Genomic DNA, 24,508 nt, shown 5'->3' with positions numbered 1-24,508 from the left:
GAATAAAGGGACGCCGCCTCAGGCCATGGTCGAGATCAGGCCGCCGACCACGTTCTGGTTGACGATGTCCTCGACGATGGAACCGGTCAGATCAGGCTGGGATTTGAGTAGCAGGGAGAGCTGCGAACTGAGCTCCTCGCCGGCGAACACGCCTGAGCCATCATAGATGCCCGAAGTCGTCCCCGGCGTGACGATGCTGCCCAGCACCCCCTGGTAATAGCTCTGGGTGGCCTGGTTCTGGGTGAGATCGGTGGAGGTGCCGGCCGACGAACCGGCATTGACGATGGAATCAAACAGCCCCGCCGCATTGTAGGTGAGGCCGGAATTGGCGGAGGACCCGCCGCCCAGAGTCACGATCACCGAGGCCTCCGACGACAGCTCGACCGCCTGCGCTACGGCCGCAGGATTGCTGGCTGCAGTCACCGGATTGGAAGTGCCGCTGCTGCCCAGGCCGTAGGGATCCAGGCTGCCCAGCGTGGTCAAGGTGGAGGATGTGATCGCCATGTTCATACCATCAACGCGCGATATGCAGCAACGCGCTTACCATGGGATTCTAGGAAACTCTGCCCCGCTCGGCAAGGCAGACGTGACGGTGCTGACCGGCCGATGCCCGGCGCAATGCAAAACACCCGGCCGGGGCCGGGTGTTTCTTGTCCTGCGGGAAGATGCTCGGTGAACCTCAACGGGCATCACCGGGCATCAGTGCGGCAGATCGCCATGCTCATCCTTGGTCTGCACGATACTGACCGGCTTGCCCTTGATGCGGCGCCAGATGTAGACGCCATAGCCGGACAGGCCATACAGCACGAACAGCCCGAACAGCACCTTGGACGGATCGCTGGAAATGAGCACCAGCGCCACCACCACCAGCAGTGCCGCAATGAAGGGCACCGGCTTGCGGAAGTTGACATCCTTGAAGCTGTAGAACGGCACATTGGTGACCATGGTGATGCCGGCGTAGAGGGTGATGACCCAGCCATACCAGCTCAGGTCAGTGCCGGCAAAACGCAGGTCATCCATCAGCCAGACGAAGCCGGCCACCAGGGCCGCAGCCGCGGGGCTGGGCAAGCCCTGGAAGTAGCGCTTGTCGACCACGGCGATGTTGGTATTGAAGCGAGCCAGGCGCAAGGCACCGCCGGCGCAATACACGAAGGCTGCCAGCCAGCCCAGCTTGCCCATGCCGCGCAGCGACCATTCATAGACCACCAGGGCCGGGGCGGCACCGAAGGAGACCATGTCGGAAAGGCTGTCGTACTGGGCGCCGAATTCGCTTTGCGTATTGGTCATGCGGGCCACACGGCCATCCAGGCTGTCGAGCACCATGGCCACGAAGATGGCGATGGAGGCGTAGTCGAACTTCAGGTTCATGGCCATCACGATGGCGTAGAAACCGCAGAACAGCGCGGCCGTGGTGAAGGCGTTGGGCAACAGGTAGATGCCGCGCGAGCGCCGCCGTGCCACTACCTGCCCGGCCTCGTCCAGTTGCGCAGCCTTGGGGCGGCGCAGCGATTTCGGGAAGGGAATGCCGGCTTTGGCCTTGCGTCGTCGTAATGTGGGCATCGATGTCTATCAGTGAGGAGGACGGAAATCGCAGCACGCAGTCTGCGCCGGGGCCTCATCCGTGACGCCGCTGCAAGCACAGGCTGGCGCGCGGCACGGTGAGGCCTTCAGGGTGTGATCAGAGTTCGGCCAGAATGGTTTCGGTGGCCGAGACCTTTTCACCGACGGTGACCTTGGGGGTGGCCGTCAGCGGCAGGTAGACGTCCACACGCGAACCGAAGCGGATGAAACCGTAGCGCTGACCACGGGCCAGGGTATCACCGGCCTTCACATAGCAAAGGATGCGGCGCGCGATCAGGCCGGCCACCTGCACGCAGGTCACGCTGTGACCACTGGTAGTGGTGATGGCCAGGGCATTGCGCTCGTTTTCCAGCGAGGCCTTGTCGAGGTCGGCATTGACGAACTTGCCGGGGAAGTACTGCACCTTCTCGATCTTGCCATCCACCGGGGCACGGTTGGAGTGGACGTTGAAGACGTTCATGAAAACGCTGATCTTCAGGGCTTCGCGGTCGGTGTAGGGGTCATGGGCGCGGGCCACGACGACGATGCGGCCATCGGCCGGGGACAGCACGGCATTGGCGGATTGCGGGATCACGCGCGGCGGATCGCGGAAGAACTGCAGGACGAACAGCGCGATGATCCACAGCGGGAAGGACCAGGCGCCGCAGAAATAGGTTGCCAGCGCTGCCACGACCACGGCGATGGTCAGGAAGGGCCAGCCTTCGCGGGCGATGATGGGATGGGGATAGTGGTTATTGTTCAATGTTGCTCCAATGATCGCGCGGTACTCGCGGAAAGTTCAAAAGTAAAAGCGTGCCTATTCTAGTCCAGCGCCCGTTAAATGCAATGAAATGCACCGCCATCCGGCCGGTGGCGGTGCATCTCGGGGCATCCAGGACAATTTTTCGAGAACCGGGCCCGGGCATTGCCCGGCACGGGCTCAGCGCGGCTGCGGGCGGGAGAAGCTCAGCTTCAGTTCATTGCGCGCCAGCCCGCGCGGACCGGTCAGTTGCATCTGTCCGATCAGGATCGTCACTTCGGCATCGGCATAGTCCAGGCCGGTGACTTCGGTGATCTGGCGCAGGTCGCCTTGGCGGCGTTCCTGCGGCTCGTCGGCGATGATGCCTGGCGGCTCCTTGGCCAGCGGTGCACAAGCCTTCACATCGTTGACCAGGCGCTGGTAGGCACGGCCCATGTCAGCTGGCGTCGAATAGCGCCAGATGCAGGTATAGACCGAGGAATTGTCGGCAATGGCGCAGCTCTCGGCACCATCCAGCATGAAGTTGGAGAGATAGACAGGGCCGCGCTTGTCGCCCTTCATGACGGCATCGGGGCCGTCTTTCTTCCAGCCGTCGAAGTGCGATTGCGACTGCTGGTGGATGGCACGCAGGTCGGCACAGATGTCGGCATGCGCCGTGCTGGCCACCAGTGCGGTGAAGAGTGGCAGCAGCAGCTTGGTGATGGTCCGCATGATGAGATGATCTTCTTGAAACGGAAAAGGAGGCCGATTATAGCCTCCCTTCCCTGCCGACCCGAGCGGGTTGACGATTCTTGATATGAACTGTCCGGCGCGAACAGTCCGGTATGTTCGCTTACTTGAAGCGCACCTTGCCCACCAGACGCATGCTCACGGTGGATTCACCAGGTTCGAAGCTGGGCTCGGCCACCGTCGTGCTTTCCTGGACCATGTCGGCACGCATGGCCTTGGCCATCATCGGGGCGGGAGCGGGCGCGGCGTAGTTGCCCGAGCCTTCGAAGTCCACGGTTTCAATCACGGCATCCGACGGGGCGCGATGCATGGCATTGGCGATGAAGCCGATGCGCTCTTCCAGGTTGCGGTAGGTGGCGTGGACCAGCGTGGCATCCAGCTTCTTGGCGGCCGCCGGGCTCAGGCCGAATTGCAGGCCGTTCAGGCTCATCAGGGCCTGGGCCGAAGAGACGGTCTTGGGCAGCGCGGCCAGGTTCTCGGTGGTCATCTCCAGATACTGGCCGACGCGCCATCCCACGACTTGCCGTGCCTTGGCTGGCTGGCGGGGCTGTTGCGACGTGACTTGCGGCGGTTCAGCATAGACCGCATAGGTGTAATAGCCGTAGCTCTTCAACGCCGCTTGCGGGTCCTGGCGCTTGAGCAGGTCAATGCCCTGCTTCATCTTCTGGTTCACGCGGGAGGCGGCAGCGGCCTTGTCCTTGTCCTGCTCTTCCACTTGCAGGGTGACGCGAGCCTGGTCGTTCGGTACGCTGATCTCGCCGTTGGCTGGCACCACGACCATGGTGCCGGTGGTCGGGACCGGGGCCGGCGCGCTCATGGCGGTCTGCGCCTGGGTGGCAATACAGGCGGTGGCCAGGACGGCACCCAGCATCAGTTTGCGGGAAGGTGTCATAAGGGATCCTCTTTATTCTTGGTCGGTGACGGGGTGATGATAGCTTCATAGCGAAAGCATCAACCCTGCACTTCGACGAGCGCCGTCAAGGATTGGTTCTTGGCCAAGTGCAACAAGGCGTAACACAATGACAATTCCACCACCCTTCCCTGGCTCACGGACCAAAAAAAAACGCCACGGCGAACCGTGGCGTTTTTCTCGATTGCAGCTTGTAGCGGCAGATCAGTTCTTGGTCTGGTCGACCAGCTTGTTGGCCTTGATCCAGGGCATCATGGCGCGCAGCTTCTCGCCCACGATTTCGATCTGGTGTTCGGCGTTGATACGACGACGCGACATCAGGGTCGGAGCACCGGCCTTGTTTTCCAGGATGAAGCTCTTGGCGTATTCGCCGGTCTGGATGTCTTCCAGGACCTTCTTCATGGCAGCCTTGCTCTCGGCGTTGATCACGCGCGGGCCGGTCACGTACTCGCCGTATTCGGCGTTGTTGGAGATCGAGTAGTTCATGTTGGCGATGCCGCCTTCATAGATCAGGTCGACGATCAGCTTGAGTTCGTGCAGGCACTCGAAGTAGGCCATTTCCGGCGCGTAACCAGCTTCGACCAGGGTTTCGAAACCGGCCTTGATCAGTTCCACGGTGCCGCCGCACAGCACGGCTTGTTCGCCGAACAGGTCAGTTTCGGTTTCTTCGCGGAAGTTGGTTTCAATGATGCCGGCACGGCCGCCGCCGTTGGCGGTCGCGTACGACAGGGCCAGGTCACGGGCCGAGCCGGACTTGTCCTGGTGCACGGCGATCAGGTGCGGCACGCCGCCACCCTGGCTGTAGGTCGAACGCACGGTGTGGCCGGGGGCCTTGGGGGCGATCATGATGATGTCCAGGTCAGCGCGCGGCACGACTTGGCCATAGTGGATGTTGAAGCCGTGCGCGAAGGCCACGGTCGCGCCTTGCTTGGCGAAGGGAGCGACGTTTTCTGCGTAGACCTGACCGATGTTTTCGTCCGGCAGCAGGATCATGATGACGTCGGCGTCCTTGACCGCGTCGTTGACTTCGGCGACCTTCAGGCCAGCCTGTTCAGCCTTGTTCCACGAAGCGCCGCCCTTGCGCAGGCCGACGGTCACCTTGACGCCGGAATCCTTCAGGTTCAGGGCGTGGGCGTGGCCTTGCGAACCGTAACCGATGATGGTCACGTTCTTGTTCTTGATCAGGGACAGGTCTGCGTCTTTGTCGTAGAAAACTTTCATGATTTTTTCCTATGTTCCGAGTAACTCGAATTTGAATGTATGTATGTGTGTGTGATGCGTACTGCTGGCGCGGTCGATCAGATCTTCAGGATCCGTTCGCCGCGGCCGATGCCGGAGCCGCCGGTACGGACCGTTTCCAGGATCGCGGTGCGATCCAGGGCGTCGATGAAGGCGTCCAGCTTGCTCTTGGCGCCGGTCAGCTCGATCGTGTAGGTCTTCTCGGTGACGTCGATGATGCGGCCGCGGAAGATATCCGCCGTACGCTTCATCTCTTCCCGTTCCTTGCCCACTGCGCGCACCTTGATCAGCATCAGTTCGCGCTCGATGTGCGCGCCTTCGGTCAGATCGACGACCTTCACCACCTCGATCAGGCGGTTCAGGTGTTTGGTGATCTGTTCGATCACATCATCCGAACCCGAGGTCACGATGGTCATGCGCGACAGGGTCGAATCTTCGGTGGGTGCAACGGTGAGCGTTTCGATGTTGTAGCCGCGTGCGGAGAACAGGCCCACGACACGGGACAATGCGCCGGCTTCGTTTTCCAGCAGCACAGAAATGATATGGCGCATGTTAGAGATCCTCCGAACCCAGCAACATTTCAGTCAAACCCTTGCCCGCCTTGACCATCGGCCAGACGTTCTCGGTTTGATCCGTGATGAAGTTCATGAAGACCAGCCTGTCCTTCATGGCGAAGGCTTCGCGCAGCGCGCCGTCGACATCGCCCGGTTTCTCGATTTTCATGCCGACGTGGCCATAGGACTCCGCCAGCTTGTTGAAGTCCGGCAGCGAATCCATGTAGGACTCGGAATAGCGCGAACCATAGTCGATCTGCTGCCACTGGCGCACCATGCCCAGGAAGCGGTTGTTCAGGAGAATGATCTTGGGCGTCAGGTGATACTGCTTGCAGGTCGCCAGTTCCTGGATGCACATCTGGATCGAGGCTTCGCCGGTGATACAGGCCACCGTCGCATCGGGGTTGGCCATCTGCACGCCCATGGCGTACGGCAGGCCCACGCCCATGGTGCCCAGGCCACCGGAATTGATCCAGCGGCGCGGCTTGTCGAAACCGTAGTACTGCGCGGCCCACATCTGGTGCTGGCCGACGTCGGAGGTGATGAAGGCATCGCCCTTGGTCACTTCCCACACCTTCCGCACCACGGATTGCGGCTTGATGAATTCGTCGGAGGTAGCGAACTTCAGACAGTCACGCTTGCGCCATTCGTTGATCTGCTTCCACCAGGCATCCAGCGCCGCGCCGTTCTGGCGGGTCTCGGCTGAATCCAGCTGCGAGAGCAGTTCCTGCAGCACGTCCTTGACGTTGCCCACGATGGGGATGTCGACCTTGACGCGCTTGGAAATCGACGAAGGGTCGATATCGATATGAATGATCTTGCGGGCGTTCGAGGCGAAGTGCTTCGGGTTGCCGATCACGCGGTCATCGAAGCGCGCACCGATGGCGATCAACACGTCGCAGTGCTGCATGGCCATGTTGGCTTCGTAGGTACCGTGCATGCCGGGCATGCCGACGAACTTGTCGCTGGACGAACGATACGCGCCCAGGCCCATGAGCGTGTTGGTACAGGGATAGCCCAGGCGATCGACCAGCTTGTTCAGCTCGGGCGAAGCATTGGCCAGGATGATGCCGCCGCCGGTATAGATCATCGGACGCTCGGCCGACAACAGCAGCTGCAGCGCCTTGCGGATCTGGCCCGAGTGGCCCTTGTCGACCGGCTTGTAGGAACGCATTTCCACCGCCTTCGGATACTCGTAGGCGCAGGTATGCATGGTGATGTCCTTCGGGATATCGACCAGAACCGGGCCGGGACGGCCGGTGGTGGCGATAAAGAAGGCTTTCTTGACGGTCTCCGCCAAGTCCTTCACATCCTTCACGAGGAAGTTGTGCTTGACGCAGGGGCGGGTGATACCGACGGTGTCGCACTCCTGGAACGCGTCCTGGCCGATGGCGGTCGACGGCACCTGGCCGGAGATCACCACCATGGGAATCGAGTCCATGTAGGCCGTGGCCAGGCCGGTGACCGCATTGGTCACGCCGGGGCCGGACGTGACGATGGCCACGCCGACTTTCTGCGAGCTGCGCGAATACGCATCAGCGGCATGCACGGCGGCCTGTTCGTGACGAACCAGGATGTGCTGGAATTTGTCTTGCTTGAAGATTGCGTCGTAGATATAGAGGACGGCGCCACCAGGATAGCCGAAGACGTGTTCAACACCCTCTTCAGCGAGGCAACGGACGAGTATGTCCGCGCCGGTGAGTTGCTCAGCACTCATGCTGCTTCCTTTCAAGGTCCATTGGAAATTGATCGGATGTTCTCTCCTGACGGAATCGCATTCATCGTCTTGCCGGCAGCATCCCTTTATTGTGCGGTCACGCCGTTTCTGCGCTCCAACCGTAGTGGAGTTTGAAACGCCGCTCAACGCGACTCGTTCAGCCTTGGTACAAATCGACTTCTACAGATTCCTCGCGCTTGTGGCACGGGTTAGAACAAACAAGCTTTAAACCTATAAAGCGTTTCCTCGAACCGGCACGACCTTATGTGAAGCACCGGCAAGGAACAAAAACGCCCCAGATGTGGGAGGCGGGAAACAGGACAGTAATGCGTTGCATCATTTTGGTCAAGCGAATTCCTGTGAAATCGTTGCCAATACTCGCGTTCGCTGGGGCCGCCGAGGATAAACTTCAGGACAAAGAGGACCATTTTTGCTAGCATTCGGTCTGCTTTTTGACGATTTCTTGCATTTTTCGCATCTACGCCGGCCAGGATGCAGGTTTTTAACTGATCTGACCGGTGACCCATCCGGCACACCGTATTGCATGGCAACTGACAAAGAACTCTCCGATTTTCTTGAAAGTGTCGAACGCCGCGCCTTCAAACAGGCGGTGTATGCCGTGCGCAAAGATGAAGCCGCGTTGGACATCGTTCAGGATGCAATGATCAAGCTGGCCGAGAAATACGGCGACAAGCCTGTCGATGAACTGCCGATGCTGTTCCAGCGCATCCTGCAGAACACCATTCATGATTTCTTCCGCCGCGAAAAGGTGCGCAACACCTGGGTGAGCCTGTTCTCCAGCTTCGGGGGCAATGGCGGCGACGGCGAGGGCGGCGACGATTTCGACCTGCTGGAAAGCCTGGAATCGGAGGACGGCTCTCAGGCCGCCGAATCCAGCGCAGACAAGGTCGAGCGCGAGCAGACGCTGAACCTGATCGACGCCGAAATACAAAAGCTGCCAACGCGTCAACGGGAAGCATTCCTGATGCGTTACTGGCAGGACATGGACGTGGCGGAAACAGCCGCCGCCATGGGTTGCTCCGAAGGTAGCGTCAAAACCCATTGCTCCCGCGCAACGCACGCGCTGGCTCAAGCTCTCAGAGCCAAAGGAATCTCATTATGAACAACAAGGAAATGCAATTCGCCTACAAGGTGAAGCTGGCGCTTGACGCCAATCTTGACAACCTGTCCGACGACACCTTGCAAGGCCTGTCGGCCGCGCGTCGCGTGGCCTTGGCGCGCAAGAAACAGGCCCCGATCCACAAGCGCGTGGAACAGCCGGCGCTGGCCGGTGCCTTCGGTGGCACCATGATGTCGCCCGAGAAACCGTCGTGGTGGAGCCGCCTGGGCGTGGCGGCACCGCTGCTGGTGGGCATCATCCTGTTCGCCGGCATCTATCAGCATGAAAACGCCAAGCGCGTGAGCTACCTGGCCGACATCGACGCGGCCGTGCTGTCCGACGAGCTGCCTCTGTCGGCGTATCTGGATCATGGTTTCAACGCTTTCCTGGCTGAAAAGGGACAATAAGACGATGCACAAGACCACCGGCACTCCTTTGAAGGCTTCCGTCCGCCTCTCGCGCATAGCGCTGGCGCTGGCGGTGCTGGCCGGTGGATTGAGCTGCGCCTGGACCGTGGCGCAGAACGCGCCCTCCACTGCAGCGGCACCGTCGGCCACGCCCGCCACACCTGCACCAGCCGCCAGCCCCGCCGCAACGGCACCAGTGGCCGGCACACCCGGAACAGCTGCAGCACCTGCCGCACCGGCCGCCACCCATGCCAGCAAATCCGCCGGCAGGTCCATAGCACGCAAGCCCGAGAACAAGCTGGCCTGGTCCAATCTCTCGCCCGCCCAGCATCAGGCGCTGGAACCGCTGACCGGCGAATGGCCGCGCATGAGCGAACTGCAGAAAGAAAAATGGCTGGAAATCGGCAAGCGCTACGCCAAGATGAAGCCGGAAGAACAGCAGCGCCTGCATGAACGCATGCGCGACTGGGTCAAGCTGACCCCGGCCGAACGCAGTGCCGCCCGCACCAACTACGCCCGCGCCAAGAAGCTGGATGCGGAAGAAAAGCACGAGCAATGGACCAAGTACCAGCAACTGTCTGAAGAGCAGAAAAAGAAACTGGCCGAGTCCAAGTTGCCCAAGCGCGTGGCCAAGCTGCCGACCTCGCCGTCGGCCGCCGCACCGACCATCCAACTGCCCACCGAGGCGCTGGATCGCTCTCTGCCCGTGACACCTGCTCAGGTCCCGGCTCCGGCGGTGGCTCCCGCGCCGTCTCAGGTGCCTGGTTCGCAAGCCACGCCAGTGCCTGCGATTGCACCGACTGCGGCGCTGCCCACGACCGTGGCCGTCAGCGCTGCGGTGACTCCTGTGGCAAGCACCGCCAGCGACGGCAAGTAAGCCTACCTCTTCCGCTCCGCCTCCTCCGCCAGATTGATTGAAACCGCCCCCTTGGGGCGGTTCGCGTTTCCACCCTCGTCAAGACCGTGCGTGAAGCCGCAAAGGCATACCTCCCCTGCCACGCAGGCTTGCCCCTTGCTCTGCCTCAAGCCTTCACATAGGCAAGCGCGCCTGATTGCATTACCATCTGCCGGCCACAGCGTGCACGGTGTGCGCTGCTTCTTCACTCCACCCTAGCCAGAACGGAACAAACAGGAACCATGCCGGAATTCACCACGCCCTCCCTGCGCCGCCGCATGAGCAGCATGCTGTACGAATCCATGCTGCTGTTTGGCGTACTGTTCATGTCGGGCTGGCTGTTTTCCACGCTGCTGCAGCAGCGTCATGCCCTGTATCTGCGCCATGCGCTGGAAGGCTGGCTGTTCCTGGTTCTGGCGATCTATTTCGTCTGGTTCTGGACCCATGGTGGCCAGACCCTGGCGATGAAGACCTGGCGTTTCCGCGTGGTCGACCGCGACGGCCAACCCTTGCGGCTGGGACGCGCGCTGTTGCGCTTCGTGCTGGCCTGGCTGTGGATCCTGCCAGGACTGGCCCTGGCCTCGCTGGCAAGGGGCCCGGCCTGGTTGCTGGTGCTGATCCCCGCCGCCAACCTGCTGTTATGGGCCATGACGTCGCGCCTGGATGCGCAAGGACAATTCCTGCACGACCGCCTGGCCGGCACCCGCCTGGTCGACATCACGGCCCAGCCCAAGGCCACCGGCAACACGGCCGAGGCCAAGTCATGAAGCGGACATGAGCGCCTCGCCGCGCTCTGTTATGCTCTCGGGCGAACGCATGCAGCCGCATGCCCTTGGACCTGATCGCCTCCGACCGACGCCCGCATGATTTCACGCATCTCCAGAACCCTGCTCCTCATCCAGTTCGGCATTGCGATCCTGCTCTACTTCCTGCTGCGGCATTTCGACTGGCCCATCCTGGCCGCAGCTGCCGGCGGCGTACTGATCGTATTGCTGCTGCGCGCCCAGATCACCGCCAACAGCTTCTTCCTGACCTGGCCCTATCGCGGCCGCACCTCCAACCCGGTAACCATCACCTGGCTGCAGATCGCCACCCTGTTCCTGCGCGAATTTCGCGCCACCATGCTGTGTTCCTCGTGGGGCATGCCCTTCCTGCGCTTCGACCAGTTCAGCTATCCCGACACCACCTCGCTGCCGGTGCTGCTCATCCACGGCTACGGCTGCAACAGCGGCTACTGGCGCTGGCTGAGCCTGGAGCTGCGCGAAGCTCACATCACCCACTATGCGCTGGACATGGAACCGGTGTTCGGCAGCATCGATGAATACGCCCCGCTGGTGCATGCCGCCGTCCAGCGCGTGCTGGCCGAGACCGGACAAAAGAAGATCGTCATCGTCGCCCACAGCATGGGTGGCCTGGCCGCGCGCGCCTACCTGCGAGACCACGGCTGCGACAGCGTGGCCCGCGTGATCACCCTGGGCTCGCCGCACCATGGCACGGCCATTGCCAACTTCGGCATTGGCATCAACTGCGGTGAAATGAACTGGCTGGGCCGTTATGAAGAAGGACGCAGCAGCGAATGGCTGCAGAAGCTCGCGGCCACCGAAGAAGCCGATGCGCTGGGCCACATCGTGTCAATCTATTCCCACCACGACAACATCGTGTCGCCGCAGACCTCAGCGCATCTGGAGGGCGCCTGGAACATCCCGGTCATCGGCATTGGCCACGTGGCGCTGGCACTGGAACCGTCCATTCACAAGATGGTGATCGAACTGATCCACAACGCCCGCGACTGACGCAGGCGCTCGCGGACACCGCAAAGCAAAATGCCGTCCCGGCACGAAGCGCGGGACGGCATCTCGGTGACAACGAGGACGCGCCCAGCGGCTGCCCCCTCAACGGACTTACTTCTTGGAAGCGTCCTGGATCTTCTGCCCGGCCTCTTCCACCTTTTCACCGGTCTTCTGCGCCAGATCCTTGGCACCTTCCTTGGTCTTTTCGTAGGCTTCCTTGGCGTCGGCCTTGGCCTTGTCCAGCGCGCCATCGAGCTTGGAGCCGGATTCAGCGGCCTGATCCTTGGTCTGGCCGGTCACTTCATCGAGCTTCTTGCCGGCATCCTGCACGGCACCGTCTATCTTCTTGCCCAGCGCTTCGGCCGGACCCGGTTCTTCCTTCTTCTGGCAGGCTGCCAGCAGGGTAATGGCGGCCACGCTCACAGCAACACCGGCCAGCAGTTTGGACATCTTGTTCATGTTCTCATCCTTTCCGTTCATATTTGACGATCCCGATCTGTCGGGATTCGAGGTGAAGATAGCACAGCAGCATGTGTCGGCCTGCCGCTGCCAAATTTGCTTACATTTCTTGCAAATACGTCGATCATCGCGAAACATCGCTGAACATCAGCATTTCCTCTTCTGAAAAACCCGCCGCGCGCCGCGCTTCCAGATTGAAGGGGCCGCGCAAAGGCGGTGCGCGATGGCGCTGGCACAATTCGGCGAAAGTCGTCACCGGGTCCAGCTGGCGCTGCTCGCACAGCCAGTTGAACCAGCGATTGCCGATCAGCACATGGCCGACTTCGTCACGCATGATGATGTCCAAGATCTCGGCGGCCGCCAGGTCGCCCGCCTGCGCCAGCTTGGCGCGTACCGGCGGGGCGGCATCCAGCCCGCGCGCTTCCAGCGTGCGCGGGACCAGGGCGATGCGGGCCAGGACGTCATTCTTGGTGGACTCGGCCATGTCCCACAGGGCGTTGTGGGCGGTGAAGTCGCCGTAGGCATGACCCAATGTCTTCAGGTGATCGGCCAGCAAGCTGAAGTGATAGGCTTCCTCATCGGCCACCTGCAGCCAGTCATCATAGAACTCGCGGGGCATGCCGGCGAAGCGCCAGACCGCATCCAGCGCCAGGTTAATGGCATTGAACTCGATATGCGCCAGCGCATGGATCAGTGCTGCCCTGCCCTCTGGCGTGCCCATGGAACGGTGCTTCACCTGCAGCGGAGAAACCAGCTCGGGCCGCGCCGGGCGGCCAGGAATGCCGCTGCCGGATTCGGCGGCGGCCAGGTCATCGGTTTCCAGCGCTAACTGACCGGCCTGCCAGGCGGCACGCAAGGCCCGCACGGAACTGCACTTGACGGCGGGATGCATTTCCTTCAGGCAAGACAACGCGGCGCTACGCACGTGGGTGAATGAAAAGACTTCATCTGGGGACGAGACGTGATCCAAGGAACTGACTTTCAGGGAAGGTAAAATACGCGGTTGAGGACGCCGGCTTTGCCACCATATGAAGATAAATGTCCAATCTTGCAATACAGGGACAAGGCAAGGACAAGGCAAACAAGCCCGGCACCATCCACCGACCAGCAGGTAACGAGGAGACAATTTTATTATGGCGATCTACCAATTGGCGCAGGACATTCCCGAGATCCACGAGACCGCCTTCGTGGCCGAGTCGTCCACGGTGGTGGGCAAGGTCAGGATGGAAGCCCATTCCAGTGTCTGGTTCAACGTCGCCATTCGTGGCGACAATGAACTCATCACCATTGGTAAGAACAGCAATGTGCAGGAAGGTGCGGTATTGCATACCGATCATGGCTATCCGATGGTGATCGGCAAGAACGTCACCGTGGGACACCAGGCCATGCTGCACGGCTGCACCATCGGCGAGGGCGCGCTGATCGGTATCCAGGCGGTGGTGCTCAATGGTGCCAGGATCGGCAAGAACTGCCTGGTCGGCGCGGGTGCCCTGGTGACCGAAGGCAAGGAGTTTCCCGACAACTCCCTGATCATCGGTGCGCCTGCCAAGGCGGTTCGCCAGTTGAGTGAAGAAGATATCGCGCGCATGCGGGCTGGCACCGACAGCTACGTGCAGCGCGCGCAACAGTTCAAGACCCAGCTCAAGCGCATTGCCTGAGCGGTCAAGCAAAGGAAACGATGAAAGACACGCTGCAAAAATTCCTGGTCGACAACGCGCCCGTTCGCGGCGAGCTGGTCGAGATTTCGGACACCTGGCGCCAGGTGCAAGCCCGCCGTGACTATCCGGTCGCGGTGCGCACGCTGCTGGGCGAGATGCTGGCGGCGTCCGCCCTGCTGTCGGCCAACCTGAAGTTCAACGGCATGATCGTCATGCAGATCCATGGCGACGGCCCGGTCAAGCTGCTGGTGGTCGAGTGCGACTCCGAACTGCAACTTCGCGCTACCGCCAAGCTGTCCGATGATGCCGAGATCGCTGACGATGCAACGCTGACCGATCTGGTCAATGCCAATGGCAACGGCCGCTTCGTCATCACCCTCGACCCCAAGGACAAGCTGCCCGGCCAGCAGGCCTACCAGGGCGTGGTCCCGCTGGATGGCGAGAGCGTGGCCACCGTCATCGAGAATTACATGCTGCGTTCCGAACAGCTCGATACCAAGCTTTGGCTGGCAGCCGATGAAAAGGTCTCGCGCGGCCTGCTGCTGCAGAAGCTGCCGTCCATCGGCGGCAATGCGGCTCCGACCGCCAAGCCGGAAGGCGAGCTGGAAGACTGGAACCACATGGTCATGTTGGGCGACACCCTCAAGCGCGAAGAACTGCTTTCCACCGATATCGCCACGCTGATGCATCGGCTGTTCTGGGAACAGACCATCCGCGTCTTCGATCCGGTGCATCCGCAATTCCACTGCTCCTGCTCGCGCGAGAAGGTTGGCAACATGCTCAAGATGCTGGGCCAGGAAGAAGTGGCTGAAGCCTTGTCACAGATGGAAAAACTGGCCATCGACTGCGATTTCTGCGGCCAGCATTACGAGTTCGATGCGGTGGACTGCGCGCAGCTGTTCGTGGCCGATGTGGGTGGCGCGAGCGAGGCGAGCGACGCGCGGCATTGAACCATCCATGACGGTCGCACAGCAATAAAAAAACGCCATCGGCTTGCCGATGGCGTTTTCCTTTGTGGACCGCACTCGCTGGTCACTCCGCATCCGGCACCAGCAAGGCCATCTGCTCCGCATCCAGATAAGTCCACTCCCCTTCTTCCAGTTCCAACGCCTGCAGCTGCAAGCCGCCGATGGCAGTGCGCCGCAAGGCACTGCAATGATTGCCGGCCGCGGCCAGCATGCGCTTGACTTGGTGATACTTGCCCTGCTCCAGCACGATTTCCAGCAGGTTCTCACCCAGTTGGCGGCAACGGGTCGCGGCCAGCGGCGCCGGCTCATCATGCAGTTGCACACCGGCCTTCAGTTGCGCGATCAAGGCCTCGGTCACCGGCTCGGCGGTGGTGGCGGCATACACCTTGGGTACGTGGCGCTTGGGCGAGGACTGCGCGTGAATGAAAGCACCATCATCCGACATCAACAGCAAGCCGGTCGTATCGTGATCCAGCCGGCCCACCGGCTGCACGTCGCGCCAGGTGAACTGTTCCGGCAGCAGCGTCAACACCCCCGGATGATGGCTGGGCTTGCGCGAGCATTCGATGTTCTGCGGCTTGTTGATGGCGATGTAGACGTGCTCGCGGTATTCCCACTCTTCCTCGAAGATGGTCAGCACCAGGCCACTGGTATCGGGTGTAGCGCGGTAATCGTCCACGACCTCGCCATTGATCGACACTTCACCATCCTCGATCAGCTCGCGGCAATATTTGCGCGAACCGAAACCCTGCGATTGCAGGATGCGGTCCAGGGTCAGCTTGGCCATGTCAGCCTTCTCCTTGTTCGTTTTGTTCTTGCCGGCCGGCCTTGGCCTGCTTCGGTTCCAGGATCTGGCGGGCGATGCCGCGCAGGATGTTGACCTCTTCGGTCTCCAGCTGGGCGCGCGAAAACATGCGTTTCAGACGCGGCATCAGCTTCTTGGGATTGTCGGGATTGAGGAAATCGATGGCCACCAGCGCCTGTTCCAGATGCGCGAACATGCCCTCGATCTCGGCCACGCTGGCACTCTGCCCATGAAAACCCACCTCGCCCGGCGCGCGTGCATCGCCACTGGTCTGCATGGGGCCACCCTGCAGTTCCAGCTCGGTCATGCGGCATTCATAAGCCAGCACCTGCACCGCTTGCGACAGGTTCAGCGAGGAATAGTCCGGATTGGCAGGGATATTGAGCAAGGCATTGCACTTCTGCACCACCTCATTGGGCAGGCCAAAACGTTCATTGCCGAACAAGAGGGCGGCATTCAAGCCGGTATCACGCGACAGCTGCCCCGCCAGCTCGCGCGGCGAGACCACCGGCGGCGAGAATTCGCGCAAACGGGCACTGACGGCCGCGGCGAAGTTGCATCCCTGCAACGCTTCTTCCACGCTGCCGACGATGCGTGCATTTTGCAACACATCCAGCGCACCACTGGCGAAGGCAATGGCTTCATCTTCCTTCACCGCGTCCGGAAAGCGCGGATTGACCAGCACCAGCTCCGAAAAGCCCATGGTCTTGATGGCCCGTGCGGCCGAGCCGATGTTGCCCGGACTGCTGGTATTGACCAGCACGAAACGCAAACGGCTGAAAAGAGATTGTCCTGACACTTGCTTGTTCATTTAAAATAGCTGGATTCGCGCCCCAGGATCAGATGTTGGCAAAACGCCAATGTTGCAGCAAGGCTGTCAACCCAGGTCGACTTTGTTCGCCGACTTGACCGACGCCACTGCCCCTGGACTGCCTGGCAAACCCGCAAGCATAACAGCCGCGGGCGGCGCAACGCTCATTAATTTCATCGTCGCACTGGTTTGACTGCCGGGTTTCGCCTGGCCAGCTGTTCCGCATGCTTGTCGCGGAAGGCTGGCTGGTCGGCCATGGCGACGATGAGCAACGCAGCCATCGTCTTCGGTGGCCGCAATTTTAACGGAACCATCGGAATGATCATCCCACCCATGCTCAATACGGCGATCAAGGCAGCCCGCCGCGCCGCTACCATCATCAACCGCGCGTCCTTCGACGTGTCGCTGCTGAAAGTGTCGAAGAAGTCGCACAACGACTTCGTCACCGAGGTGGACAAGGCAGCCGAGGATGCGATCATCGACGTGCTCAAGAACGCCTACCCCGACCACGCCATCCTGGCCGAGGAATCGGGTGCGTCCGACAACCTGCACGATGAAAACGAAAACGTCTGGATCATCGATCCCTTGGACGGCACCACCAACTTCATCCACGGTTTCCCGCAATACTGCGTCTCGATCGCCCTGCAGCAGCGCGGCATCATCACCCAGGCGGTGGTCTATGACCCGACCCGCAACGACCTCTTCACCGCCTCCAAGGGTGCAGGTGCCTACCTGAACGAAAAGCGCATCCGCGTGGGCAAGCGCGACAAGATCGCCGATGCCCTGATCGGTACCGGGTTCCCCTTCCGCGACCTCGATGGCCTGAACGAATACGTCAAGATGTTCAAGGTCATGACCGAGCACAGCGCCGGCCTGCGCCGTCCGGGTGCCGCTGCCCTGGACCTGGCCTATGTGGCCGCCGGCCGCCTGGACGGCTTCTTCGAGAAGGGCCTGAAGCCCTGGGACATCGCCGCCGGCTCCCTGCTGGTGACCGAAGCGGGCGGTATCGTGGGCACCTTCAAGGGCGACTCCGACTACCTCTACAAGGGCGACGTCATCGCCGGCAGCCCGAAGATCTTCGCGCAGCAAGTGAACCTGCTGTCTGAATTCGCCTGATTCAGCCGGATCGTTTCTCCTGCAACAAACCGTCTCCTCATTGCGTCCGGCATTGCTGCTATAGTGCGGCTACCGGCGCAGACCGAGGAGACGACATGAACCTTCCTTCCCAGCAAGCCAGCAACGACCAGGCCACTTGCGCGTTGCCACCCGGCTACCACAGCGTCACCCCCTACCTGATCGTCAAGACATCCGCCGAGGCCATCGCCTTCTACCGGCGCGCGTTCGACGCGGCCGAGATCATGCGGCTCGACGGTCCGCACGGCAAGGTCTGGCACGCAGAGATCCAGATCGGCAATGCCCGCGTGATGCTGGCCGACGAACATCCCGAACTCGGTTTCCTCAGCCCCCAGACCCTGGGCGGTGCAGGCGTGAGCCTGCTGGTCTACGTGGCCGATGTCGATGCCGTCTTCACCCAGGCGCTGGCCGCAGGTGCAGTCCAGCTGCGCCCCGTTCAGAACCAGTTCTACGGTGATCGCTCCGGCACGCTGCGCGATCCTTTTGGCCATGTATGGTCGATCGCCACGCATATCGAAGACCTCAGCAATGAAGAAATCTGCGCGCGCTCGCGCGAGATGCTGGCGCGCCGCTGCAAGAAGCTGGCCGACGAGAAGAACTGACCCAACCTGACCAACCCTGCACGCATACACATGCCCTTTGCCCTCAGCGACCACCGCAAGATCCACTACCAGATCGAGGGCAACGGCCCGCCCCTGCTCCTGCACCACGGTTTCACCAGCAGCCTGGAAGCCTGGCGCTTCTTCGGCTTCACGGAGGTGCTGCGCGAGCATTTCCAGGTCATCCTCTTCGACGCACTGGGCCACGGTCAAAGCGACAAGCCGCACGATCCCGCCGCCTATACCCAGGTGCAGCGCTGCCGCGATGCCCTCGCGGTGTTGGATGCCGCCGGTATCGAGCGCGCCCATTTCTTCGGTTATTCGCTGGGCGGCTGGGTCGGCTACGGCCTGGTGCGCCATGCACCGCAGCGCCTGCGCAGCCTCATCCTGGGCGCAGCCCATCCCTATGAAGATCGCAGCTGGGACGGCTTCCACGGCATCGACGGACGCGATCCGGAAGCCTTCATCGCCACCTTCGAAGGCCTGCTCGACGAGCAGATCTCGCCGCAGGTGAAGATGCTCATCCGCGCCAACGACCTGGTGGCACTGGCCGCCGCCGCCCGGCAGCCGCGCCCCTCGCAGGAAGACCTGCTGACCCGCATGGACCTGCCCTGCCTGCTCTTCTGTGGCGATGCCGATGCGCGCCATGCAGCCGTCCAGCGCACGGCGGCGCTGTTGCCGCAGGGTGAATTCGTCAGCTTGCCGGGGGTGACGCACTTCGGCGGGCTGATGCAAAGCGCGCTGGTTTTGCCGCACGTGCTGCGCTTTTTGGCGCAGCAACAAGGATGAGCTGAGCCTCACGCTTCCTCAAAATAATTCCCTTGGTGCGCGGGCTGCGCTGTTATACTGCGGCCTGCGCGGCGTATAGCCAGTCAAGTCCGCGCCCTCCTCAAGTTCCAACCCGTTTGCCTGCGACTGGCGCCCTCACGGGGCCACAGGCCAAACCCAATTTCAGAGTCTCATGTCATTTTCCGCGCTCGGCTTGTCCGACGAAATCGTTCGTGCCGTTTCCGAACAAGGCTATACCTCCCCTACCCCGATTCAGGCTCAAGCCGTTCCCGCCGTACTTTCCGGTGGTGACCTGCTGGCCGGCGCCCAGACCGGCACCGGCAAGACCGCCGGCTTCACCCTGCCGCTGCTGCAACGCCTGTCGGCCATGCCGCGCCAGAAAATCAACGGCCACCTGCCGATCCGCGCGCTGATCCTGGCGCCCACCCGCGAACTGGCCGCCCAGGTCGAAGAAAGCGTGCGCCAGTACGGCAAGTATTTGCCGCTGACCTCCGCCTGCATCTTCGGCGGCGTCGGCATCAATCCGCAGATCACCCTGTTGAAGCGCGGCGTCGACATCCTGGTGGCCACCCCTGGCCGCCTGCTGGACCACATGCAGCAAGGCACCGTGAACCTGCAGCACATCCAGATCCTGGTGCTGGACGAAGCCGACCGCATGCTGGACATGGGCTTCATCCGCGACATCCGCAAGGTGCTGGCCGCCCTGCCGCCCAAGCGCCAGAACCTGCTGTTCTCGGCCACCTTCGCCGACGAGATCAAGAAGCTGGCCGACAGCCTGCTGAACAACCCGGCCCTGATCGAAGTGGCACGCCGCAACTCCACCGTGGAAGTGATCGCCCAGAAGATCCACCCGGTCGACCGCGACAAGAAGCACCCGATGCTGGCGCACCTGATCAAGACCCACCAGTGGAAACAGGTGCTGGTCTTCACCCGCACCAAGCACGGCGCCAACAAGCTGGTCGAACAGCTGGCCCGCGACGGCATCACCGCCATGGCAATCCACGGCAACAAGAGCCAGTCGGCCCGCACCAAGGCCCTGGCCGAATTCAAGGACGGCAAGCTGACCGCCCTGATCGCCACCGACATCGCTGCTCGCGGCATCGACATCGACCAACTGCCGCACGTGGTCAACTATGACCTGCCCAACGTGCCGGAAGACTACGTCCACCGCATCGGCCGTACTGGCCGCGCTGGCGCCACCGGTGAAGCCGTGTCGCTGGTCTGCGTGGATGAACGCGATCTGCTGCACGACATCGAGCGCTTCATCAAGCGCGAGATCCCGGTCGAAGTGATCGCCGGTTTCGAACCGGACCCGACCGCCAAGCCGCAGCCGATCCAGCTGCGCAGCGGCCAGGGCCGTCACCAGAACGGTGGCGGACGCGGTGGCCAGCGCAGTGCCCCGCGCAAACCCGCCGGCAACGGCAATGCGGCGGCACCGAAGCCGGCTGGCGGCAACGCCGGCCATGGCCAGGCAGCCAAGCCGCGCGCGGCAGCCAATGGCAATGGCAACGGCAACGGCAATGCCGCCCGAGGCCAGGGTGGACGTGGCAATGGTGGCAATGCCGGCAACGGCGGCAACAATGCCAACCGCGCACCCAAGCCGGCCAATGCCAATGGCCAGCCGCGCAGTGCCGGTCAGCCGCAACGCCAGGGTGGTCCGCGTCCGTCGGCCCTGACCCATGGCGGCCAGCGCGCAGCCGGCAAGTAAGCAGGCTTCAAGCCGCTTTCCGGGCAGCATCGTTCATCGTCCATCACAAGAAAAGGAAAGACATGAGTGTGACCGTCATCAAGGCCGACCTCGGCAACGCTGCCCACGCGGCAGCGCTGTTCGAGACCCTCAATGCCTACGCTTCCGACGCCATGGGCGGCGGCAAGCAGCTCTCCGACTACGTGCGCGAGAACCTGGCCGCCGAGCTGAAGAAACGTCCCACTGCCCATGTCTTCCTGGCCTTCGATGGTGAAACGCCAGCAGGCCTGGCGACCTGCATCGAAGGTTTCTCGACCTTCGCCTGCAAGCCGCTGCTGAACCTGCATGACCTGGCCGTGATGCCTGCCTATCGCGGCCAGGGCGTGGCCAAGCTGCTGCTGGCGGCGGTCGAGGACCAAGCCCGCCAGCTGGGCTGCTGCAAGCTCACGCTGGAAGTCCTGGAAGGCAATGCCGTGGCGCGTTCGCTGTATCGCGCCTGTGGCTTCGAGGGGTACGAACTCAAAGCCGAAACCGGCAAGGCCATGTTCATGCACAAGCCACTGGCCTGAACACTGCCCGCCTGATTGCTTAAAAAAATGCCCGCATCAACCGATGCGGGCATTTTGCTTTTTGGCCTGAAACTTCACATCCCATCCACCCTGCTGACTCAGGCGCGGTATTTCACGCCCGGCAGGATGCACAACATTTCATAGGCCAGATTGGCGGCCACCAGTGCGGTGGTCGCGGCCTGGTCATAGGATGGCGACACCTCGACCACCTCGGCCGAGACGATATCGAGCCCCTTGCAGCCACGGATGATCTCCGGTCCAAGCCCATGGATATCGCCGGGCAGACAAGCCTGCACCGCCCGCTCGGGATCCAGCAAACTTGTTCGCAGGCACGCCGGAAGGACATTCTGTGCGCGACCCAAGTAAAAATTTCAGTCAGCACACATCCGAAGTGAAACCTTCTTCACATTCCCATAGTCTGATAAGCGACCTTTGACGAGCTTTGTGCAACATCGTTCGTCCCTCGCGTCAAAAAATTAAAACTATTGCAATTGGGAGCGCCACCATGGCGACATCATTCATTCCCGCGTCGACCGGAGCCGCGCCATGAATCTGGCCGACGCATTGCAGGCATTTGCCTCCTCCTCCCTGAACCAGAGCAACCGGGCCATCCGGCTGCACTGGGGCAAGGCGCAAAGCACGCTGGAACAGGTGCTGGTCGTACAGCGGATCGACATCCGGGAAGGCCTCTACACGGGCATCGAAGGACACCTGACCTGCCTGTCCACCCGCTCCGACCTCCCCCTTAAAACCTTCCTCGGCCTGCCGGTGGCGGTGCGGCTGGTCACGGATCGCGGTGCCCTGCACGAGATCTGCGGCCTCATCACCGATGCCCGGGCCGGGCAATCCGACGGTTCGCTGGCGACCTATCAGCTGACGATCCGCGATGCCTTGTCCGTCCTGGAGAGGCGGGTCAACACCCGCATCTTCCGCAGCAAGAGCGTGCCGGACATCATCGACACCCTGCTCAAGGAATGGCAAACCCGAAGCCCGGCGCTGGCCCGCGCGTTTGATTTCGACCTGGCCGCCACGGATCGCAGCCGCTATCCGCAGCGCGAGATGACGCTGCAGTTCAACGAATCCGATGCCGACTTCATTCGCCGCCTGTGCCGCCGCGAAGGCATTGCCTGGTTCACGGCCGCCGGCAAGCGCGCTCAGGAGGCGGCCTCTTCCGGCGACGCCGGATTGCCGATCCACACGCTGGTCTTCTGCGACGATCCGATGAAACTGCCCCAGGCGAGCGCCGGCATCGTGCGCTATCACCGCGAGGCCGCAACGGAAGAGCGTGACGGCATCACGCTGTGGTCGGCCTCGCAGCACATCGTCTCCGGCAGCGTCCAGCGCGCCAGTGCCGACTACAAGCACGGCGCGATGGATCAGTCCTCGCAGGTCAGCATCCTCGACCAGGGAGAGGCCGGCAATGACCTGGCCCAGCTGCTGTCTGACAGCTTCATCGACGTGCCGCACGCGGCCGACTCCAGCGACGACTACCAGCGCCTGGCCACCGCCCGGATGCTGTCGCACGAACTGCGCGCGGCCAGCGTCGAGGGCAGCAGCGGCGTGCGTGACCTGGCCGTGGGCCGCTGGTTCGAGCTGACGGGTCACCCGGACGTCAGTCAGCTGCCGCCGGAACAACGCCAGTTCATGGTCACGCGCCTGCATCATCGCGGCCAGAACAACCTGCCCAAGGCGCTCAACGAACGGGCGCAGCTCCTCTTCGACAGCAGCCGCTGGAGCAGCGGCCTGCCCGATCTCATCACGCAGTCGGCCACCTCCGCCACGGAAGAGACCCGTTATCAAAACAGCTTCAGCTGCGTGCGGCGCGGCGTTGCCCTCACGCCGACCTATGATCCGCGCATCGACCTGCCGCGCGTTCACCCGATGACGGCACGGGTGGTCGGTCCGAAAAACGAAGAGGTGCATTGCGACGAACTCGGCCGCATCAAGGTCCAGTTGCTGGGCCTCAATCCTGAGGATCACGCGCACGCCCAAGGCGCGGGCACCAGCGGCACCGATGCCGACAGTGCCTATGTGCGCGTGAGCAGCAGCTGGGCCGGCAATGGCTATGGCCACGACACCTTGCCGCGTGTGGGCATGGAGGTTGCGCTGGATTTCCTGAACGGTGATCCGGACAAGATGTTCGTCACCGGCGTGCTGCACAACGGACCGAACAAGCCGGCCACCTTCAGCCATGCGGGCGGCTTGCCGGGCAATCGTTTTTTGTCGGGGATGAAGACCAAGGAGATCCTGGCCAACCGCTACAACCAGTTGCGCTTTGACGATACGCCCGGCCAGATCAGCAGCCAGCTGGCCAGCGAACATGCGGCCAGCGAACTGAACCTGGGCTACCTGACCCAGCCGCGCACGGACGGCAACGGCCAGGCGCGCGGCGAAGGGGCCGAGCTGCGCACCGACGCTGCCGCCTCGCTGCGTGCCGCGCAGGGCATCCTGCTGACCACCTATGCGCGCAACAAGGCAGCGGGGCAGATGCTGGATCGCGACGAACTCAACGAGCTGCTCGGCCAATGCACCGAACTCTTCAAGTCCCTGGGTGACTATGCCGGCCAGCACGGCGGCCAGGCGGCCGACAGTGGCGGCCAGAGTGCGCTGGCGGGAGCCTTCCGGAACTGGGATGCGGGCAGTACCAGTGGTGGACAGGACAGCACCGCATCTGCCACTTCTGCCGCGCACGCCATCATGGCCTTCGGCGCGGCCACGGGTTCGGTGGCGGTGACGCCCAAGACGCAGCTGAACTATGCCGGTGAGAACATCGACCAGGTCGCGCAACAGCATCTGCAACTGATGAGCGGCCAGCGCTTCAACGCCACGGCGGGCCAGGGGATGCAGCTGTTTTCTCGTGGCACCGGCATCCAGGCGATTGCGGGCGAAGGGCCGGTGCTGCTGCAGGCGCAGAACGCAGCGCTGACTGCCAATGCGCAGAAAGGCGTGAAGATCAGCACCAACGAAAACGAAGTGCTGATCACCGCGCCGACCATCCGCCTGGTGGCGGAAGATGGCAGCTACATCAAGATCGGTGGCGGCGTGACCATGGGGACCCAGGGCGACATCAAGCTGCTATCGGCGTCCCATCAGTGGGGCGGTCCGTCGACGCAGCAAGCGGCCAAGACCAGTTTCAGCAATGCGCCGACGGATCAGCGTTTCCGTTTGCATTATCCGGGCGAGTCCGCAGAGACCGCGCCTGCTGCGGCCAATCAGTCTTACCGCATCACGCTAGACGATGGCCGGGTGATCGAGGGCAAGAGCGATGCGAACGGGCTGACTGAATTGGTCAAGGATGATGCCATGCGCATACTCAAGATCGATATTTTGAAACCTGCGTTATAAAAA

General features: G+C 62.2%; 25 protein-coding genes and 1 pseudogene. 13 read left to right on the top strand and 13 right to left on the bottom strand.

Annotation, left to right across the window (positions count from 1 at the left end; translation table 11 throughout):
* Positions 1–18 precede the first annotated feature (18 nt).
* From ACWFUC_RS13895 to ACWFUC_RS13860, 8 genes are all read right to left on the bottom strand, one after another.
* Entirely contained in the window at positions 19–504 is a 486-nt protein-coding gene (locus ACWFUC_RS13895; RefSeq protein ID WP_489625210.1) for a hypothetical protein, read from the bottom strand.
* Between the two features lie 195 nt (positions 505–699).
* Positions 700–1,560 carry a CDP-diacylglycerol--serine O-phosphatidyltransferase gene (pssA, locus tag ACWFUC_RS13890; protein ID WP_121039133.1) on the bottom strand — a complete coding sequence of 287 codons (861 nt, stop codon included), beginning with the start codon at positions 1,558–1,560 and terminating at the stop codon, positions 700–702.
* Positions 1,561–1,678: 118 nt separating this feature from the next.
* The gene (locus tag ACWFUC_RS13885; protein WP_489625209.1) at positions 1,679–2,323 is read right to left on the bottom strand and encodes a phosphatidylserine decarboxylase; all 645 of its coding nucleotides are present in this window, start codon (positions 2,321–2,323) and stop codon (positions 1,679–1,681) included.
* 177 nt (positions 2,324–2,500) lie between these two features.
* On the bottom strand, positions 2,501–3,031 hold the full coding sequence (locus tag ACWFUC_RS13880) for a vesicle formation protein (RefSeq protein WP_121039130.1): 531 nt from the start codon (positions 3,029–3,031) through the stop codon (positions 2,501–2,503).
* A 121-nt stretch (positions 3,032–3,152) separates the two neighbouring features.
* On the bottom strand, positions 3,153–3,941 hold the full coding sequence (locus tag ACWFUC_RS13875) for an SIMPL domain-containing protein (RefSeq protein ID WP_489625208.1): 789 nt from the start codon (positions 3,939–3,941) through the stop codon (positions 3,153–3,155).
* A 222-nt stretch (positions 3,942–4,163) separates the two neighbouring features.
* Positions 4,164–5,180 (bottom strand): ketol-acid reductoisomerase, encoded by a 1,017-nt coding sequence (gene ilvC / locus ACWFUC_RS13870; protein WP_034334512.1) that lies wholly within the window; start codon positions 5,178–5,180, stop codon positions 4,164–4,166.
* 77 nt (positions 5,181–5,257) lie between these two features.
* Positions 5,258–5,749 (bottom strand): acetolactate synthase small subunit, encoded by a 492-nt coding sequence (gene ilvN / locus ACWFUC_RS13865; protein ID WP_008327594.1) that lies wholly within the window; start codon positions 5,747–5,749, stop codon positions 5,258–5,260.
* Between the two features lies 1 nt (position 5,750).
* Positions 5,751–7,469, bottom strand: coding sequence for an acetolactate synthase 3 catalytic subunit (locus tag ACWFUC_RS13860; protein ID WP_489625207.1), 1,719 nt, complete (start codon positions 7,467–7,469; stop codon positions 5,751–5,753).
* 544 nt (positions 7,470–8,013) lie between these two features.
* On the opposite strand from ACWFUC_RS13860, the gene ACWFUC_RS13855 reads away from it, so the two are divergent.
* From ACWFUC_RS13855 to ACWFUC_RS13835, 5 genes are all read left to right on the top strand, one after another.
* Complete coding sequence (locus ACWFUC_RS13855; protein ID WP_039786760.1) at positions 8,014–8,592, top strand: RNA polymerase sigma factor; 579 nt, start codon at positions 8,014–8,016, stop codon at positions 8,590–8,592.
* Positions 8,589–8,996: a DUF3619 family protein gene (locus tag ACWFUC_RS13850; RefSeq protein ID WP_489625206.1), complete on the top strand. Its 408-nt coding sequence runs from the start codon at positions 8,589–8,591 to the stop codon at positions 8,994–8,996. The genes ACWFUC_RS13855 and ACWFUC_RS13850 overlap by 4 nt, the downstream gene beginning before the upstream one ends.
* A 4-nt stretch (positions 8,997–9,000) precedes the next feature.
* Entirely contained in the window at positions 9,001–9,873 is an 873-nt protein-coding gene (locus tag ACWFUC_RS13845; protein WP_489625205.1) for a DUF3106 domain-containing protein, read from the top strand.
* Between the two features lie 260 nt (positions 9,874–10,133).
* Complete coding sequence (locus tag ACWFUC_RS13840) at positions 10,134–10,658, top strand: RDD family protein (protein WP_489637201.1); 525 nt, start codon at positions 10,134–10,136, stop codon at positions 10,656–10,658.
* Positions 10,659–10,754: 96 nt separating this feature from the next.
* The gene (locus tag ACWFUC_RS13835; protein WP_209581034.1) at positions 10,755–11,684 is read left to right on the top strand and encodes an esterase/lipase family protein; all 930 of its coding nucleotides are present in this window, start codon (positions 10,755–10,757) and stop codon (positions 11,682–11,684) included.
* Between the two features lie 108 nt (positions 11,685–11,792).
* Here the strand turns inward: ACWFUC_RS13835 and ACWFUC_RS13830 are convergent, their stop codons facing one another.
* Together ACWFUC_RS13830 and ACWFUC_RS13825 are read right to left on the bottom strand one after the other, a co-directional pair.
* Positions 11,793–12,140 carry a hypothetical protein gene (locus tag ACWFUC_RS13830; RefSeq protein WP_034334487.1) on the bottom strand — a complete coding sequence of 116 codons (348 nt, stop codon included), beginning with the start codon at positions 12,138–12,140 and terminating at the stop codon, positions 11,793–11,795.
* Between the two features lie 124 nt (positions 12,141–12,264).
* On the bottom strand, positions 12,265–13,110 hold the full coding sequence (locus tag ACWFUC_RS13825) for a ferritin-like domain-containing protein (protein WP_489625203.1): 846 nt from the start codon (positions 13,108–13,110) through the stop codon (positions 12,265–12,267).
* Between the two features lie 163 nt (positions 13,111–13,273).
* On the opposite strand from ACWFUC_RS13825, the gene ACWFUC_RS13820 reads away from it, so the two are divergent.
* Positions 13,274–13,798, top strand: coding sequence for a gamma carbonic anhydrase family protein (locus tag ACWFUC_RS13820; RefSeq protein ID WP_489625202.1), 525 nt, complete (start codon positions 13,274–13,276; stop codon positions 13,796–13,798).
* 20 nt (positions 13,799–13,818) lie between these two features.
* Positions 13,819–14,748 carry an Hsp33 family molecular chaperone HslO gene (gene hslO, locus ACWFUC_RS13815; protein WP_489625201.1) on the top strand — a complete coding sequence of 310 codons (930 nt, stop codon included), beginning with the start codon at positions 13,819–13,821 and terminating at the stop codon, positions 14,746–14,748.
* 82 nt (positions 14,749–14,830) lie between these two features.
* Here the strand turns inward: hslO and ACWFUC_RS13810 are convergent, their stop codons facing one another.
* Positions 14,831–15,553, bottom strand: a complete 723-nt coding sequence (locus ACWFUC_RS13810) for a pseudouridine synthase (RefSeq protein ID WP_489625200.1) — start codon at positions 15,551–15,553, stop codon at positions 14,831–14,833.
* Position 15,554: 1 nt separating this feature from the next.
* The gene (locus ACWFUC_RS13805; RefSeq protein WP_134221981.1) at positions 15,555–16,382 is read right to left on the bottom strand and encodes an RNA methyltransferase; all 828 of its coding nucleotides are present in this window, start codon (positions 16,380–16,382) and stop codon (positions 15,555–15,557) included.
* 318 nt (positions 16,383–16,700) lie between these two features.
* On the opposite strand from ACWFUC_RS13805, the gene ACWFUC_RS13800 reads away from it, so the two are divergent.
* The 5 genes from ACWFUC_RS13800 to ACWFUC_RS13780 all read left to right on the top strand — a co-directional run bounded on the left by ACWFUC_RS13800 (position 16,701) and on the right by ACWFUC_RS13780 (position 21,160).
* Entirely contained in the window at positions 16,701–17,498 is a 798-nt protein-coding gene (locus tag ACWFUC_RS13800) for an inositol monophosphatase family protein (RefSeq protein ID WP_034334500.1), read from the top strand.
* A 95-nt stretch (positions 17,499–17,593) separates the two neighbouring features.
* On the top strand, positions 17,594–18,118 hold the full coding sequence (locus ACWFUC_RS13795; RefSeq protein WP_039786773.1) for a VOC family protein: 525 nt from the start codon (positions 17,594–17,596) through the stop codon (positions 18,116–18,118).
* Positions 18,119–18,148: 30 nt separating this feature from the next.
* The gene (locus tag ACWFUC_RS13790) at positions 18,149–18,904 is read left to right on the top strand and encodes an alpha/beta fold hydrolase (RefSeq protein WP_489625199.1); all 756 of its coding nucleotides are present in this window, start codon (positions 18,149–18,151) and stop codon (positions 18,902–18,904) included.
* Positions 18,905–19,076: 172 nt separating this feature from the next.
* Positions 19,077–20,612: a DEAD/DEAH box helicase gene (locus ACWFUC_RS13785; RefSeq protein WP_252696337.1), complete on the top strand. Its 1,536-nt coding sequence runs from the start codon at positions 19,077–19,079 to the stop codon at positions 20,610–20,612.
* A 62-nt stretch (positions 20,613–20,674) separates the two neighbouring features.
* Positions 20,675–21,160 (top strand): GNAT family N-acetyltransferase, encoded by a 486-nt coding sequence (locus tag ACWFUC_RS13780; protein WP_039786778.1) that lies wholly within the window; start codon positions 20,675–20,677, stop codon positions 21,158–21,160.
* Positions 21,161–21,258: 98 nt separating this feature from the next.
* Here ACWFUC_RS13780 and ACWFUC_RS13775 read toward each other — a convergent pair.
* Positions 21,259–21,474: pseudogene (locus tag ACWFUC_RS13775) on the bottom strand (arginase family protein); the annotation flags it as partial.
* Between the two features lie 232 nt (positions 21,475–21,706).
* On the opposite strand from ACWFUC_RS13775, the gene ACWFUC_RS13770 reads away from it, so the two are divergent.
* On the top strand, positions 21,707–24,505 hold the full coding sequence (locus ACWFUC_RS13770) for a type VI secretion system Vgr family protein (RefSeq protein ID WP_489637200.1): 2,799 nt from the start codon (positions 21,707–21,709) through the stop codon (positions 24,503–24,505).
* Positions 24,506–24,508: the final 3 nt, after the last annotated feature.

It is taken from the genome of Herbaspirillum sp. Her4 (assembly GCF_057961335.1).
This window is presented reverse-complemented; position numbering and strand designations above follow the sequence as displayed.

What these genes read in the sequence shown, in the direction of transcription:
- ACWFUC_RS13895 (WP_489625210.1), bottom strand. Translation starts at nt 504, where the DNA reads ATGGCGATCACATCCTCCACCTTGACCACGCTGGGCAGCCTGGATCCC.
- pssA (WP_121039133.1), bottom strand. Translation starts at nt 1,560, where the DNA reads ATGCCCACATTACGACGACGCAAGGCCAAAGCCGGCATTCCCTTCCCG.
- ACWFUC_RS13880 (WP_121039130.1), bottom strand. Translation starts at nt 3,031, where the DNA reads ATGCGGACCATCACCAAGCTGCTGCTGCCACTCTTCACCGCACTGGTG.
- ACWFUC_RS13875 (WP_489625208.1), bottom strand. Translation starts at nt 3,941, where the DNA reads ATGACACCTTCCCGCAAACTGATGCTGGGTGCCGTCCTGGCCACCGCC.
- ilvC (WP_034334512.1), bottom strand. Translation starts at nt 5,180, where the DNA reads ATGAAAGTTTTCTACGACAAAGACGCAGACCTGTCCCTGATCAAGAAC.
- ilvN (WP_008327594.1), bottom strand. Translation starts at nt 5,749, where the DNA reads ATGCGCCATATCATTTCTGTGCTGCTGGAAAACGAAGCCGGCGCATTG.
- ACWFUC_RS13860 (WP_489625207.1), bottom strand. Translation starts at nt 7,469, where the DNA reads ATGAGTGCTGAGCAACTCACCGGCGCGGACATACTCGTCCGTTGCCTC.
- ACWFUC_RS13855 (WP_039786760.1), top strand. Translation starts at nt 8,014, where the DNA reads ATGGCAACTGACAAAGAACTCTCCGATTTTCTTGAAAGTGTCGAACGC.
- ACWFUC_RS13850 (WP_489625206.1), top strand. Translation starts at nt 8,589, where the DNA reads ATGAACAACAAGGAAATGCAATTCGCCTACAAGGTGAAGCTGGCGCTT.
- ACWFUC_RS13845 (WP_489625205.1), top strand. Translation starts at nt 9,001, where the DNA reads ATGCACAAGACCACCGGCACTCCTTTGAAGGCTTCCGTCCGCCTCTCG.
- ACWFUC_RS13840 (WP_489637201.1), top strand. Translation starts at nt 10,134, where the DNA reads ATGCCGGAATTCACCACGCCCTCCCTGCGCCGCCGCATGAGCAGCATG.
- ACWFUC_RS13835 (WP_209581034.1), top strand. Translation starts at nt 10,755, where the DNA reads ATGATTTCACGCATCTCCAGAACCCTGCTCCTCATCCAGTTCGGCATT.
- ACWFUC_RS13830 (WP_034334487.1), bottom strand. Translation starts at nt 12,140, where the DNA reads ATGAACAAGATGTCCAAACTGCTGGCCGGTGTTGCTGTGAGCGTGGCC.
- ACWFUC_RS13820 (WP_489625202.1), top strand. Translation starts at nt 13,274, where the DNA reads ATGGCGATCTACCAATTGGCGCAGGACATTCCCGAGATCCACGAGACC.
- hslO (WP_489625201.1), top strand. Translation starts at nt 13,819, where the DNA reads ATGAAAGACACGCTGCAAAAATTCCTGGTCGACAACGCGCCCGTTCGC.
- ACWFUC_RS13810 (WP_489625200.1), bottom strand. Translation starts at nt 15,553, where the DNA reads ATGGCCAAGCTGACCCTGGACCGCATCCTGCAATCGCAGGGTTTCGGT.
- ACWFUC_RS13805 (WP_134221981.1), bottom strand. Translation starts at nt 16,382, where the DNA reads ATGAACAAGCAAGTGTCAGGACAATCTCTTTTCAGCCGTTTGCGTTTC.
- ACWFUC_RS13800 (WP_034334500.1), top strand. Translation starts at nt 16,701, where the DNA reads ATGATCATCCCACCCATGCTCAATACGGCGATCAAGGCAGCCCGCCGC.
- ACWFUC_RS13795 (WP_039786773.1), top strand. Translation starts at nt 17,594, where the DNA reads ATGAACCTTCCTTCCCAGCAAGCCAGCAACGACCAGGCCACTTGCGCG.
- ACWFUC_RS13790 (WP_489625199.1), top strand. Translation starts at nt 18,149, where the DNA reads ATGCCCTTTGCCCTCAGCGACCACCGCAAGATCCACTACCAGATCGAG.
- ACWFUC_RS13785 (WP_252696337.1), top strand. Translation starts at nt 19,077, where the DNA reads ATGTCATTTTCCGCGCTCGGCTTGTCCGACGAAATCGTTCGTGCCGTT.
- ACWFUC_RS13780 (WP_039786778.1), top strand. Translation starts at nt 20,675, where the DNA reads ATGAGTGTGACCGTCATCAAGGCCGACCTCGGCAACGCTGCCCACGCG.
- ACWFUC_RS13770 (WP_489637200.1), top strand. Translation starts at nt 21,707, where the DNA reads ATGAATCTGGCCGACGCATTGCAGGCATTTGCCTCCTCCTCCCTGAAC.